Below are 12,478 nucleotides of genomic sequence, written 5' to 3'. Positions count from 1 at the left end.
ACAGAATCGATAGACCGCGATTATGCGTCAGCTTCTCAAAGGCCTTCAGACATTTGTGAATCCGGCCATGTCGTTTTCAGACATCTTCACCTTGCTTATTCGAGCCTAGGCCATCCGTGCCAGACGGCAACGTCCGCCACCGCGCGATCATCGGGAAACGGCGCCCATCGGCACGCACTTGCACCCCTGTCCGCAAGGCTGCACCCTTGCGCCCTTTCCACCGTGAACTCCCCTCATGAGCGCCCCGTCCGACCCGACCCGCTGCCCACTCTGCGGCCAGAGCAACCAGTGCACCCAGGCCGATCCCGCCCGTGCCGGCCAGGACTGCTGGTGCTTCACGGCAAAGATCGACCCCGCCGTGCTCGAATGCATCCCGCCGCAGGACATCGACCGCGCCTGCCTCTGCCCCCGTTGCGCACAGTCGCTGCCACTTGACGCACCAAACTGATGCGCCTTGATCGATTCTTGAGCAATCTTGCTAAATTCAACCGCCTCGACGCGCGCCGGCTGCTAGCCGCTGGTCGGGTAAGGGTGGATGGACAGACGGTCGTCGATGGCCGCTTCGAGGTCCGCGAGTTCGACCGAATCGAGCTAGATGAACGGCTGCTCCAGGCCGGCAAGCCAGCGCGCTATTTCATGCTCTATAAGCCTTCCGGCCACGTCAGCGCCACCGAGCATCCGGAGCATCCCACCGTGCTCGACCTGCTAGACGAGCCTGACAAGCATGAGCTGCACCTGGGCGGACGCCTGGACCTCACCACCACGGGCCTGCTGCTGATCACCAACGACGGGCACTGGTCGCGCCGCCTCACGCTGCCCGGCAGCAAGCAGCCCAAGGTCTACTACGTGGAAACCGAGCAACCCATCGGTGCCGAGTACATCGACACCTTCGCCCGAGGGCTCTACTTCGCCTATGAGGACCTGACCACCCTCCCCGCCCAGCTGGACATCCTCGACACCCGCGCCGCCCGCCTGACCCTCCACGAGGGCCGCTATCACCAGGTCAAGCGCATGTTCGGCCACTTCCAGAACCGCGTGGTGCGCCTGCACCGCGAAAGCATCGGGCCGCTCAAACTGGACCCTCAGATGCAGCCAGGCGACTACCGGTCACTCACCGATGCAGAAGTGGCCTGCTTTTAGCTAGATCATCTCCGAGTCACATCGGGATCGAATAACCCGACGAACTGCAAGAATTTTTCCTTTCAATGAGCTTGCGAGTGACATGATGCCCTGCTTAAATCGGACACAAGGTCGAAGCGTGACCAAAGAGTCACGCCGACCATCTAAGCGTTCCCTGCGGTCCCTTGTGCTCTGCACTCGTAGGTTCCCTGCCTGGTTAGAAGACCCCTCTGGCGCCCTTCAAAGCGCTGGAGACCGCTGTCTTTTTTCGACCTATCCGCTTGATAAATAAAGAATTTTAAAAATCTTCGCCTGACATTTGATTGTCATCGAAAGGCGCTTTCCTACTGCCAAGACTTAAGCGCGAGCCAAGCCGTTTAGAGGGCTCGCACGACCCATCTGCGCCAGGAGGAAACGACATGAGGCCGGAAACTGCCATCGTCGAGATTCACAGCCAGTACAAGGTTCACACGGAGTTCTACGGCAACCCAGAAGCCAAGGAGACCATCATTCTGGTCAACGGCTCCTTGTCGACGACCGCCTCGTTCGCGCAGACAGTGAAATACCTGCAACCGCACTTCAACGTGGTGCTCTTCGACGAGCCTTATGCCGGGCAGTCCAAGCCGCATAACGACAACACCCGCTTCATCGGCAAGGAGACCGAGGCCGACATCCTCCTCCACCTGATCGAGCACTTCCGGGTGGATTACCTGATGTCCTTCTCCTGGGGCAGCGTCTCCGCCCTGCTCGCCCTGGCCCAATGCCCGGCGCGAATCAAGAAGGCCGTCGTCACCTCCTTCTCGCCCATCCTCAACGCGCCGATGATGGACTACCTCACCCGCGGCATGGACTACCTCTCGGCCATCGACCGCGACAACGTCGGCCACCTGGTGAACAACACCATCGGCAAATACCTGCCGAGCCTGTACCAGCGCTTCAATCACAAGCACTGCAGCAGCCTCGACGATCACGAATACCTGCAGATGCACCACCACGTGTGCCAGGTCCTGAACATGGATTCGCGCTGCTACGTGGATTGCCTGGCCAACGTCGACATCCCGCTGCTGTTCATCAACGGCGACCGAGACGAATACACCTCGGCCGAGGACGCCCGCCACTTCGCCAAGCACGTGCGTGATTGCCAGTTCGAGGTCATCGACAACGCCGGCCACTTCGTCGACGTCGAAACCAAGGCCGCCTGGCTGCAGACCCAGCAAGCCATGCTGGGCTTCCTCAAGACTCCGGCCACCAAGGGCATGGCTCGCCCGCAGGTTGCCGACTACCAGGCAGTTGCCGTTTGAACGCGCGGCCGCCCGGGCAGGTGCAAGTATCTTTCAGTAACTTGTGACTGCCCCGGGCTTCACCTCGCCCGCCTCTTCTGGTAAAAAGAGCACCCTTCGCGGGCGTCGTATAATGGCATTACCTGAGCTTCCCAAGCTCATGACGAGGGTTCGATTCCCTTCGCCCGCTCCAGAATCTTGTGACTAAGCCCCTGATTTAAGGGGTTTTTCGCTTCTGGGGTTTGGCAGTGTCGACGAAGTGTCGAAATCGACCAGCCAACAGCCTCAGTGAGACAGTGCCCGGATGACGTGCTTGGGGTCATTGTGAATGGCACGCAGAAGCGCTTTAGCCGGGCCAGTGGGTTCACGCCGACCCTGCTCCCAGTTACGCAACGTGCCGAGCTGCACATCGATCATGGCCGCGAACTTGGCCTGGGTCAGGCCAGTAGCATTGCGGATTTCCTTCACCTGCCGCGCGTCCACGGTGAACTCCCGTGAGGGATGACGTTCGCCCCGGTGGATTTCGTCCATCTGCTGGACGCTTTCCATCAGGTCTTCAAAGAATTTGCTCATGGCGATTTGCAAGCCGCCCTGGGTCATTTTTCAATCGGCAGGGTGGGTCAATTTTCAATCAGCGCCGACATGGAGCGCTTACTTTGTGGCTACCGACCCCATCCACAGTAGCCAATCCCGCGCTATTAACTAACGGCTAAACCCGTAGAAGCGGCTACTGGGGCTTCTCTGGGCAATTTTATCGTCAGCACTATCAGCAACACTCCAACTCCGCTTATGACAGCATATATCCCGACAAAGCTGCCGCTGTGATTGGCCAATAGCCCCGCACCATAATTGCCAAGCATGCCGCCAGAGCCTTGCATCACATTGGCGATACCAAAGATGGAGACGGCCATAGCGCTAGATGATGCCAACTTGGAAACGTACGCAGGAATAAGACCGAAAATGGGGTAGAAGGCAGTGGAGAACAGCACTGCGGCAACCAGGGGCCAGTAACCTAAGGGCTGTGCCACGAATATCAGTGCAGCCGTCGCCACGCAGCCATACGCCAGAAACATCGCGGCGCGTAAACCGGTCCGGTCCGAGAGCCAACCGATTGCGAGCCCGGCGAACATGCCGACGAAACCGATCACGGCCCAGACCTGAGCAGTGTATTGCACCTCAAATCCAAGCTCGGTGCGCAGATAAGACGAGAGGTAGGTCTGGAATGGAAAGGTGGCAAAACCTATCAAGAAGTTCATCGACCAGATCAGTAATACCCAAGGTTTTATCAGCTCTGAGCGCAAGCCGGGTAAGGCGACCTCGCCTGTGGTTGCCGCTGAGGCTGGCGACAAGGCTTGGCCGAGCAAGCCTCCCCTCTTGAACACCACCAGCACCAGCACAGCCATTGCCATCGTGAGCAGCCCAACCACCCACCAAACGATGCGCCACTCCCCTTGTGGGGCATAGATGGGCACCAACAGGCTGTTGATAGCTACTCCATAGCTGGTTCCGCTGGATACCAGTCCCATGGCCAAGCCTCGGTAGCGGTAGGCGACCACCCTGGCGATGACATCGACCATGGGCACAAAGACGGTCGCAGCAGTGCCTGCCAACAGGGTCAGCAATACGCCTATAACAAAGGTGTTGTTCGACAACGGAATCAGCAGCAACGCCAGTGCACACAACGCGCCCGACGCCACTATCATCCTGCCGCCGCCGACCTTGGGCGTCAGCCAGACCGCCAACATTGCGCAGAGTAGAAAACCCAGTTGCGCTGAAGCGGTGATAGTACCCACGTAGGAAAAACCGAAACCCAGAGATGCCTGCATATCGGGTACGAGTTGGGCAAACAGGTATATCCCGAAGCCATAGGTCGCCGCCACCAGGCTGGTTAGCAACACTACAACCGCAGCATTTAAATGCATGGCGAGTACCGTATGGGCTGTTGGAATGGACAGCAGCAAGTCAGGACATGGGTACAAAACCTCGGAGCAATTTTCGCGCAGGCAGCTGGCGAGCCCGGCTGCCTTAGTCGGCCAATAGGTTTCTGAGGACAACAGGCCCAACCTTGATCCACCCAACAGCACAGCTGGTTTTCATTGCTCTACAGCAGCCCGACTTTACTTGGCGTGCAATCCGGACGAACGATAGAAACGCCCTCCATATGCTCCATACCGCCATGCTGCATGGCTGTTCGTCGCTCAGGTGCAAAGCAATGGATCGTATGCGTCCGGACAACCCATCTTGCCGAATTAAGCCAGTTGCCACCGATGTAGCAGGAGCCCCGCAATTTCATACGCCCGCTGCGTCGTCAGGCGCGTGAGTACGTCCTTTACAGTCCAGAAGATGTCTATTGCAGTTGATGTTTCACTCCGACCAGAGCAGCCACGGCGGGCTGAATCTGCCCAATACAGCACCCTTGAGTTCTGCCAACTGCCCTGGCGCTATCGCATCGCGCAGTGCATGAGTCGACGGTAAAAATGCTGGGACACGCACCAATGGAGCGTTTCTTCAGGAGCTTGAAGTGGAAGAAGATCCCCCCCGCCTCGGCCTATGCCAACCAGGTCGAAGCGGAGGCCGATGTACTGCGTTACCTGACGGATTACTACAACCACGGGTGCTCACACAGCTACAACCGATACCAAACACCGGTACTGCAGGAAGCCGTGGTCGGATAGACTTAAGCCGGTGTCCGAAATTACTTGACCACTACATCAAGCAAGCCGCGGAACACTGGCGCTACGTTGCTCCACTGCTTACGCCGCCGCATACCGAAGCGACCTACGACGCGCTGGTCGAAAGCCTCGACGAACTGCTCGACGAGATTGCCGGTACCGAAAATCACCCACTTGCCAGTCTGGCCTCGCAGATGGGCGACCTGATCGCTGCCTATGATGCAGAGCACTACGCCATCCCCGATGCCCCGGGGCATGAAGTGTTGCGCTATTTGATGCACGAGCACAGCCTCACCCAGAGCGATCTGCCGGAGATCGGTGCTCAGTCCGTCGTGTCCGAAATCCTCAATGGCAAGCGCCAGCTCAATGTCCGCCACATCCGTGCACTAGCGGAACGCTTCAAGGTACCGGCAGACGTTTTCCTCTGAACGACCCGAGCAACTGCCACCACATGAGAAGCCCTGGTAAATAGCCGGGGCTTTTCTTTCCGTCGAACAATGACTTGGCTGAGCACGCAGGCGACTGAGCAGAAGCACGCCTCGCCGTGCACCGCTGATTATCAGAACCTAGGTTGTGGATGCCAGTTGTGGGCGTGATGAGGCAGTACCGCTCACCAATCGATTGCCGTACCGGTAGATGCTGGCGGGCTGCCACGGGTAGGTTTTCTTTGTCGTAGACGCTGACGCGCTCTTGGGGTGAGCAGACCAGCCAATAGTCGACATGACGTTTCAAGCGTTCCGCGATGCAACCCCTGATCGCCGATTAGGCTGCCGCTCACGACCTTGCTCTCGGCCTGGGGCTGCGCGCTATCCCTGCTCCAATCAGCCCTTTCTCACACGACTAAGGCATTGCCGCTTCCCGGCACCATCCATAGATCAGGGAAGGGACAGGACGATAGGCCTGTCCCTTCCCTGAATCGATGGGCCTCGAAAACGATCAGCGCGGCTCAGCCGTCAGAATCGCCCCCGCTAGCTCCAGGTCGCTGCGCGCTTGCAGCTCAGGATTCTCGCTGCGAAGCCGTTGCAGCTCCGCTTCGAGGTACGGCCCTCGAATCTCGCCCTCACTGGCGATGAAGCTGCTGGCGTCGTCTTGCACCGGACCGACGAGTTTGTCGTCGCCGCCGCTGGTCAGGTAGGTGGAGGCCGTCGTGGCCCCGGTGGAGATGAGGTTGCGCAGCAGGTCATCGTTATGATCCCGTGCCATGGCCGATGTGTAAGGAAGGGCAATGAAGGTGAGGGTTGCAGCGGTGATGCGGAAACGCATGGTGACTCCTTGGTGTTTGCGTTCCCCTCAGAGTGCGGCCTGTGAAACGAGTTCCAGCCTACCTTGACCGGTCACCGCGCTTTTCACCCGCCGTCTGTCCGGTTGCGACATCCGACCTCGGAACCCTGCCACCCACGCTGTACTAGACTGCACCACCACTGCGCACAGGAGCAGCGTTGTTCAGGGCTCCGCGCGCAGCGCATTCAGGGTTTCCAATCACTGCATCCGGTAATTCGCTGGCCAGGAGAGCCGACCTTCCCAGGGGAGCGCGAGCCCAACCATGCCGTACAAAAAGCACTTGATTGCCACTGCCACTTGCCTTTCAGCCATCTATATCTCCAGCGTCCAGGCCAGCGAGTCGGCCATTCAGGCGCATTGCCTGGAGAAATGGAGCGGTGACGCCATGCGCGCCTACTGCCTGGAGGAACAGCGTGAAGCGGCCGATGCGGTTGCCGGCTACAGCGGAGCGATTCGCAGCCGTTGCGAGTCGGAATGGCACGCCGACTTCCATATGGTCCTGTTTTGCATCAAGGAGCAGCAGTCTCCGTCCCAAGCCGTCGTTGCAGATGCGATAGCGGATTAGGCAAGCAAACGTCGTAGGAACGAGCCCTGCTCGCGAAGAGATCCCCGTTCGCGAGCAAGCTCGCTCCTACAGGAATGCCGCCAGCTACTCCAGCAATCCACCCACGCCATACAACTCCGGGCGACGGTCGTCATGCAGGTGGTTGTGCTGGCTGATGCGTTTGTTGCGCGCGTCGTCCAGCTTCAGGGTGGCCATCAGGATCTGTTCCCCGCCCTCCTCGGCCGGCCCGGCCAGCGGGTAGCCGTCCGGGTCGACAATGACCGAGCCTTGCACCCAGCTCACCCCGCGCTCCGTTCCATGACGGTCGCAGGCGGCGATGAAGAGGCGATTGACTGCGGCATTGGCCTGCACGCGCACCACTTCGGCCGGGCGCTCGATGGGCGGGCGCGGACCGTCCGGCCAGTTGACCGGTGCGCAGAGCAGGTCCGCACCGGCCAATGCGGGCAGGCGCACCCATTCGGGGAATTCCAGGTCGTAGCAGACCATCACGCCGATCCGCCCGAAGGCAGTTTCCACCACCGGCGGCGGTTCGCTACCGGCGGTGAAGATGGCGTTCTCGGCGTCCCACAGGTGAGCCTTGCGGTAAATCGCGCGCACACCCGTGGCGTCCACCAGGGCCGCGCTGTTGGCAACCCGCTGTGCATCCAGCCGCTCGCAGAAACCGCCGACGATGACGATCTCCAGCTCGCGGGCAAGGGCCTGCCACAGTTGCAGCGTCGGCCCGTCCAGCGGCTCGGCCAGGGTCAGCGCCTCGGTCAGGTCGTGGAAGACATACCCGCTCTGCACCAGTTCCGGCAGCACCACCACCCGGGCGCCCTGCAGCGCCGCCGCGCGGATGGCCCGCTCGGTGATGCGACGGTTATGGGCGAGGTCGCCGACTTTCGGCGCCAGCTGGCAGCAGGCTACCGAGATGTTTCTGGAGGCGTTCACTGGGTTGTACTCCCTGCTGTTTCAGTCACTGCGCCGGGTCCGCGCCCGGTCGGGCGATGGCGAGGATGTCGCGCTCGCTGAGGCTGTCGATGAGGCGTCGTTCGCCATCCAGGTCGAGCGAGCGGCTGAGGATGAAGTAGGTCAGGCCGGAGACCAGCAGTCCCACCAGCCAGGCGATATCCACGCCGTCCAGCAGGCGCGCCATGGGGCCGACGAAAACCTCCTGGCCGGCGGCGGCATCGAAGATGAAGAAGAACGGGACCATGCAGGCGAAGCCCACCATATAGGCAACGATGCCCCGTAGCTGCCAGGCGCCATACATACCCTTGGGCGTGAAGAAGTGCGGGATCGCATAGCGGCCCCTTCGCACGAAGAAGTAGTCCACCAGGTTCACGGCGGTCCAGGGCACCAGGAAGTAGAGCATCAGCACCAAGAAGGTGTTGAGGATGGAGATGCCGTTACCGCGGATAGACAGCACGCAGGCCAGGACCACCAACGTGATGACGAGTATCGACAGCACCCGTGCACGCGGCGTGGGGTCGATGCGGCGAATGGAATCGATCCCCGTGAGCAGGGTCAGCATGGCGCTGTAGGTGTTGAGCGCGATCACAGGCAGGAAGCCCACCACCGACACCAGTACCAGCACATGACCCAGCCCCGGCATGAGGGCAGTGCCCACGCGGTCCAGCGCCACCAGCGCATCGGACGCCTGCAGCAACTGCGCCAGCCAGGCGCCGAGACCGATCATCCACGCGCCCGACAGAGAGGCACCGAGGAACACCGCTGCGATCAGCTTGGGCCGGCTGGTGTTCTTCGGCAGGTAGCGCGAGTAGTCGGACACATAGGGCGCGTAGGAGATGTTGTAGCTGGCGGCGATGGCGAACTGGGTGGCGAAGGCTACCCAGCTGAAACCGAGGCTGGCCGGCTCGGCCGCCTCCACCTGTCCGGCGCCGAGTATCAGCGCGACGGTCACCAGCGCATAGAGCGGCAGAGTCAGCATCAGCGCCCACTTGAAGGCCTTGTGCATCAGATCGTGGCCGTAAATCGCCAGCAGCGCGCCGATGGCAATCACCGCGCAAGCCACGGGGATGGGGTCCAGCCCGAAGACGTTGTTCAGGCCATCGATGATCAGCGAGACGTTCACCACGTTGAAGCCAACGAACACGAACATGGTCGCCAACAACGCCAGCACCACCCCGCGATAACCGAATTGCGCGCGCGACTGGATCATCTGCGGCAGCCCCATCTCCGGCCCCTGGGAACCGTGGAAGGCCATGAACAGGGTGCCGAACATGATACCCAGTGCTCCGGCCAGGGTTGTCCACAGGGCGGACAGCCCGAGGCTCGGGCCGACGAAGCCGATGGAGATGGTGAAGAAATGGAAGTTGCCGAGGAACCAGAACGGCCCTTGGCTGCTGAGCCGGGCATGGCGCTCGGATTCGGGAATGTAGTCGATCGAGTGGCCTTCGATGGCCAGGCCGCCGTTGACGTCAGCCGCCTGGGCGGGCTGGGTGGACCCTGACATGGGATGCTCCTTCGCTCTCGGTCGAGCGAACTGTTGTTCTTGTGAGGATGTGGCTCGCGGACTACGCAAGGCCCCTGCCATACATCGGCTTCATCTATGTTGGGTGAGGTAGCGCCGCACAAGCCCTGTGGCGAACGCCCCCGAACGCGCCCTATGATGACGCGCCCGCGATCTGGCTCCTGCCCTTATCCCTTCTGGCTATCAGCCCTGCCGCTGAAGCCGCAATCTAGGCGCCCAGGCAGGTGCTTAAAATAGCGCGGGCCAACTGTTCACATAGATTGAACTCTATGTAATGCACTTTCGGAGGCTGCATGCTGGGGAACGTATCCGAGCTGGATATCCGCTTGATCCGCGTCTTCCTCGCCGTTGTCGAGGCGGGCGGTATTTCGGCTGCGCAGACCGCGCTCAACACCTCGCAACCCACCATCAGCGCGCAACTGGCCTCGCTGGAAACCCGCGTGGGATTCCGCCTGTGCCAGCGCGGCCGGGCCGGTTTCGCCCTCACAGCCAAAGGCAGCCAGTTCGTCGAGGCGGCGCGCCGTCTACTGGCCGCAGCCGAAGGCTTCCGCCTGGAGGTGCAACACATCAACCGCACGCTCACCGGCACGCTGAATGTCGGCCTGCTCGGGCAGATCGACCCAACCGCCAACAAGAAAGTCGCCCAGGCCATCGCCCGTCTGCGCGCGCGGAACCAGGGGCTGTATTTCCAGTTCACCGAACTGTCGTCGTCATTCCTCGAAGAAAAACTGGTGAACGGCCACCTCGACCTTGCCATCGGCTACTTCTGGCGGCGGCACGACAGCCTCGACTACTTCTCGCTGTTCTCTGAAACGCAGATTGCCTACTGCGGCTCCTCGCACCCGCTCTACGAACAGGCGGGCTCACTCGCCAGCCAGGACGTGGCCAAGCACGAATGGGTCTGGCCCAGCCACCCGTTGCCGGAAATGCCAGCGCCTGCCGCCATCGACCGCTTGACCGCCCTCACCGACAGCATGGACGGCGCCGCCCTGCTGATTCTCTCCGGCCAGCACCTGGGCTTTCTGCCACAGCACTATGCGGCGCGGCATGTGGAACTGGAGCAACTTCGCGCGCTCGATCCGGCGCAACTGCGCTATGAGGTGCAGTTCCACGTGGCGGTGAGGCGCTCCACCCGGCAGAGCGAGTTGGTGAGCACCTTTCTGGCAGAATTGATGGACGTGTTCAAAGCAGCCTGAGCCCGAACACAGCTCACAAGCCGTACTTCGCCTTCAATGCCTGAATCGCCTGCTGCTCTCGCTGAAGAAAAGCATCGAAACGACGGATCAGCTCCGGATGCCGAATGCTCGACAGGTGATAGAAGCTGTCTCGAAGCGGCAGCAAGCCGGGCTCCACCACCAGGCCGTTCTCCCGCCCCTCACGCTTGAGGTGAAAGTGCGCCACTTGCTGCGCCATGTTGGCGGCGTCTATATGGCCGGCCAGGACCATGTGAATCAGCCCTTCCGGGTTCGGCGCCTCTTCGATGACAACCCGTCCGGCGGCGATGTCGCCCTGGAACTTCCACGGTGTGAAACCGCGAACGAAGCCAAGCCGATGGAAGTTCTCACGCGGCTGGCCCTTGCGCTCGGGCAATACCAGCATGACGTCCTGAAACTGCAGCACCGGCTGTGAATAAGCGATGTGGGAAGGCTTGTGCGCCGCCTCCCAACGCGGATTGTCAGGGAAAACCAGGTCCAGCCGACCCGTCAGGTAGGCATGGGACAAGCGCCGCACCGGCAGCGCCACGTAGGTGAAGTGCAGGTTCTCCCGCGCCGCGAACAGGTCCAGCAGATCGCGGGCGTAGCCACGGTACGGGTAGTCCGGCGCTACGGCGGAGTAGATCGGGTAATAATCCACCTGCTCCACGCCGATGAGGTATTCCGCCGGCTCAGCGGCCAGCCCGGACTGCAGCCAGAAAATAGCGAGCAACAGCGTGACGAAACGCTGTGCTCGACAACGGCATTTGACCAGCGGGATTGGCATAGAAGGGCAAGAGCCTTGCAGAAATGCCCGCCAGTTTAGGCTGGCGGGAAGTCGGCAGTCTCCCCCCCTTTTCAGTCTTTTGGTGGCACCCAGAATTTGACATGGCCGGTGCCTGCCCTGGGGTCTTCCTTGCTTGTTCCTCATGAGATGCGAGCCAGTGTGCCGAGCCCCCGAATGTGGCACTGGATCGTTCTTGCGCGACCGCTTCAGGCGGCGCCCTCGTTTCGGAGTCTCCGCGAAGCGACCGCCTGCGGCGCTGGGCGCATCCACAAACAGAAATGCCCGCTCAGTGCGGGCATTTCTGCTTTACCGCGACGAACTTACTTGGCGTTCAGCGACGAATAGCTCTGCATCAGGTTGGCGTAGGCCGGCAGGTGGCTCGCCAGCAGGCCGCCGAAGCCATCGATGTCGTTGCGCCAGTCACGGTGCAGCTCGCAGCCCACTGCGAACCAGTTCATCAGTTGTGCGCCCGCCTGGCTCATGCGGTTCAGGGCGGCATCGCGCACCACCGGGTTGAAGGTGCCGGAAGCGTCGGTCACCACGAACACGTCGAAACCTTCTTCGATGGCCGACAGGGTTGGGAAGGCCACGCACACGTCAGTCACAACGCCCGCGATGATCAGTTGCTTCTTGCCGGTGGCCTTGACGGCTTTGACGAAGTCTTCGTTGTCCCAGGCGTTGATCTGGCCGGGGCGCGGAATGTAGGGCGCGTCCGGGAACATCGCTTTCAGCTCCGGTACCAGCGGGCCGTTGGGGCCGCTTTCGAAGCTGGTGGTGAGGATGGTCGGCAGGTTGAAGAACTTGGCGATGTCGGCCAGGGCCAGCACGTTGTTCTTGAACTCGTCGGGGGTGAAATCACGGACCAGTGACAGCAGGCCGGCCTGGTGGTCGACCAGCAGTACAGCGGCGTTGTCCTTGTCGAGGCGGTTATAGCGAATTGTCATGGCATTTTTCCTTACTTGGGTGGTGGCGAACTGCTTTTCCGTAGGGGCGAATTCATTGGCTATGTCTGCATGACGTGTTGCAGGTAGCTGCATTGCCCGTAGGAGCTGGCTTGCCAGCGAATGGCGGCGTTTCGCTGGCAAGCCAGCTCCGACAAGGCTCTTGG

At 61.0% G+C, this 12,478-nt stretch carries 13 protein-coding genes and 1 tRNA gene; 7 read left to right on the top strand and 7 right to left on the bottom strand.

Translation table 11 applies throughout. The features are described from left to right. The first annotated feature begins 235 nt into the window (after positions 1-235). The 4 genes from AAHM40_RS08335 (at position 236) to AAHM40_RS08320 (ending at position 2,592) form a co-directional block, all read left to right on the top strand. Complete coding sequence (locus AAHM40_RS08335; RefSeq protein WP_342244212.1) at positions 236-448, top strand: cysteine-rich CWC family protein; 213 nt, start codon at positions 236-238, stop codon at positions 446-448. Beyond that, the gene (locus AAHM40_RS08330; protein WP_342244211.1) at positions 448-1,140 is read left to right on the top strand and encodes a pseudouridine synthase; all 693 of its coding nucleotides are present in this window, start codon (positions 448-450) and stop codon (positions 1,138-1,140) included. Before AAHM40_RS08335 ends, AAHM40_RS08330 begins: the two co-directional genes overlap by 1 nt. A gap of 398 nt (positions 1,141-1,538) precedes the next feature. Next, positions 1,539-2,420: an alpha/beta fold hydrolase gene (locus tag AAHM40_RS08325; RefSeq protein WP_028628847.1), complete on the top strand. Its 882-nt coding sequence runs from the start codon at positions 1,539-1,541 to the stop codon at positions 2,418-2,420. Positions 2,421-2,518: 98 nt separating this feature from the next. Then, a tRNA-Gly gene (locus AAHM40_RS08320) sits at positions 2,519-2,592 on the top strand. Positions 2,593-2,684: 92 nt separating this feature from the next. Here AAHM40_RS08320 and nadS read toward each other — a convergent pair. Then, the gene (nadS, locus tag AAHM40_RS08315; protein ID WP_342244210.1) at positions 2,685-2,972 is read right to left on the bottom strand and encodes a NadS family protein; all 288 of its coding nucleotides are present in this window, start codon (positions 2,970-2,972) and stop codon (positions 2,685-2,687) included. A 125-nt stretch (positions 2,973-3,097) separates the two neighbouring features. After that, positions 3,098-4,453, bottom strand: a complete 1,356-nt coding sequence (locus tag AAHM40_RS08310; protein WP_342244209.1) for an MFS transporter — start codon at positions 4,451-4,453, stop codon at positions 3,098-3,100. 656 nt (positions 4,454-5,109) lie between these two features. Here AAHM40_RS08310 and AAHM40_RS08300 point away from each other — a divergent pair. Continuing rightward, the gene (locus tag AAHM40_RS08300; RefSeq protein ID WP_446731551.1) at positions 5,110-5,499 is read left to right on the top strand and encodes a helix-turn-helix domain-containing protein; all 390 of its coding nucleotides are present in this window, start codon (positions 5,110-5,112) and stop codon (positions 5,497-5,499) included. A 508-nt stretch (positions 5,500-6,007) separates the two neighbouring features. On the opposite strand, the gene AAHM40_RS08295 is transcribed toward AAHM40_RS08300, so the two are convergent. Beyond that, the gene (locus tag AAHM40_RS08295; RefSeq protein ID WP_342244208.1) at positions 6,008-6,334 is read right to left on the bottom strand and encodes a DUF2388 domain-containing protein; all 327 of its coding nucleotides are present in this window, start codon (positions 6,332-6,334) and stop codon (positions 6,008-6,010) included. A gap of 280 nt (positions 6,335-6,614) precedes the next feature. On the opposite strand from AAHM40_RS08295, the gene AAHM40_RS08290 reads away from it, so the two are divergent. Continuing rightward, a complete protein-coding gene (locus AAHM40_RS08290; RefSeq protein ID WP_342244207.1) occupies positions 6,615-6,917 on the top strand; it encodes a hypothetical protein in 303 nt (100 codons plus the stop codon). Positions 6,918-7,001: 84 nt separating this feature from the next. Here the strand turns inward: AAHM40_RS08290 and AAHM40_RS08285 are convergent, their stop codons facing one another. Both AAHM40_RS08285 and AAHM40_RS08280 read right to left on the bottom strand, forming a co-directional pair. Further along, entirely contained in the window at positions 7,002-7,847 is an 846-nt protein-coding gene (locus tag AAHM40_RS08285; protein ID WP_342244206.1) for a nitrilase family protein, read from the bottom strand. 25 nt (positions 7,848-7,872) lie between these two features. Beyond that, on the bottom strand, positions 7,873-9,372 hold the full coding sequence (locus AAHM40_RS08280; RefSeq protein ID WP_342244205.1) for a purine-cytosine permease family protein: 1,500 nt from the start codon (positions 9,370-9,372) through the stop codon (positions 7,873-7,875). 311 nt (positions 9,373-9,683) lie between these two features. Between AAHM40_RS08280 and AAHM40_RS08275 the strand changes: the two genes are divergently transcribed. Then, positions 9,684-10,586: a LysR family transcriptional regulator gene (locus tag AAHM40_RS08275; protein WP_342244204.1), complete on the top strand. Its 903-nt coding sequence runs from the start codon at positions 9,684-9,686 to the stop codon at positions 10,584-10,586. A 13-nt stretch (positions 10,587-10,599) separates the two neighbouring features. On the opposite strand, the gene AAHM40_RS08270 is transcribed toward AAHM40_RS08275, so the two are convergent. After that, the gene (locus AAHM40_RS08270) at positions 10,600-11,370 is read right to left on the bottom strand and encodes a substrate-binding periplasmic protein (protein WP_342244203.1); all 771 of its coding nucleotides are present in this window, start codon (positions 11,368-11,370) and stop codon (positions 10,600-10,602) included. A 320-nt stretch (positions 11,371-11,690) separates the two neighbouring features. Next, a complete protein-coding gene (ycaC, locus tag AAHM40_RS08265; RefSeq protein WP_342244202.1) occupies positions 11,691-12,314 on the bottom strand; it encodes an isochorismate family cysteine hydrolase YcaC in 624 nt (207 codons plus the stop codon). Between the last annotated feature and the right edge of the window lie 164 nt (positions 12,315-12,478).

Origin of the sequence: Pseudomonas sp. OTU5201, assembly GCF_038440135.1 — a bacterium.
GTDB classification, from domain to species: Bacteria; Pseudomonadota; Gammaproteobacteria; order Pseudomonadales; family Pseudomonadaceae; genus Metapseudomonas; species Metapseudomonas resinovorans.
Note: the sequence above shows the minus strand (reverse complement) of the source record. Positions and strands in the feature narration are given on the sequence as shown.

Bases quoted from the DNA above. Each gene is read 5' to 3' on its own strand.
- AAHM40_RS08335 (WP_342244212.1), top strand. From the start codon at position 236: ATGAGCGCCCCGTCCGACCCGACCCGCTGCCCACTCTGCGGCCAGAGC.
- AAHM40_RS08330 (WP_342244211.1), top strand. From the start codon at position 448: ATGCGCCTTGATCGATTCTTGAGCAATCTTGCTAAATTCAACCGCCTC.
- AAHM40_RS08325 (WP_028628847.1), top strand. From the start codon at position 1,539: ATGAGGCCGGAAACTGCCATCGTCGAGATTCACAGCCAGTACAAGGTT.
- nadS (WP_342244210.1), bottom strand. From the start codon at position 2,972: ATGAGCAAATTCTTTGAAGACCTGATGGAAAGCGTCCAGCAGATGGAC.
- AAHM40_RS08295 (WP_342244208.1), bottom strand. From the start codon at position 6,334: ATGCGTTTCCGCATCACCGCTGCAACCCTCACCTTCATTGCCCTTCCT.
- AAHM40_RS08290 (WP_342244207.1), top strand. From the start codon at position 6,615: ATGCCGTACAAAAAGCACTTGATTGCCACTGCCACTTGCCTTTCAGCC.
- AAHM40_RS08280 (WP_342244205.1), bottom strand. From the start codon at position 9,372: ATGTCAGGGTCCACCCAGCCCGCCCAGGCGGCTGACGTCAACGGCGGC.
- AAHM40_RS08275 (WP_342244204.1), top strand. From the start codon at position 9,684: ATGCTGGGGAACGTATCCGAGCTGGATATCCGCTTGATCCGCGTCTTC.
- AAHM40_RS08270 (WP_342244203.1), bottom strand. From the start codon at position 11,370: ATGCCAATCCCGCTGGTCAAATGCCGTTGTCGAGCACAGCGTTTCGTC.
- ycaC (WP_342244202.1), bottom strand. From the start codon at position 12,314: ATGACAATTCGCTATAACCGCCTCGACAAGGACAACGCCGCTGTACTG.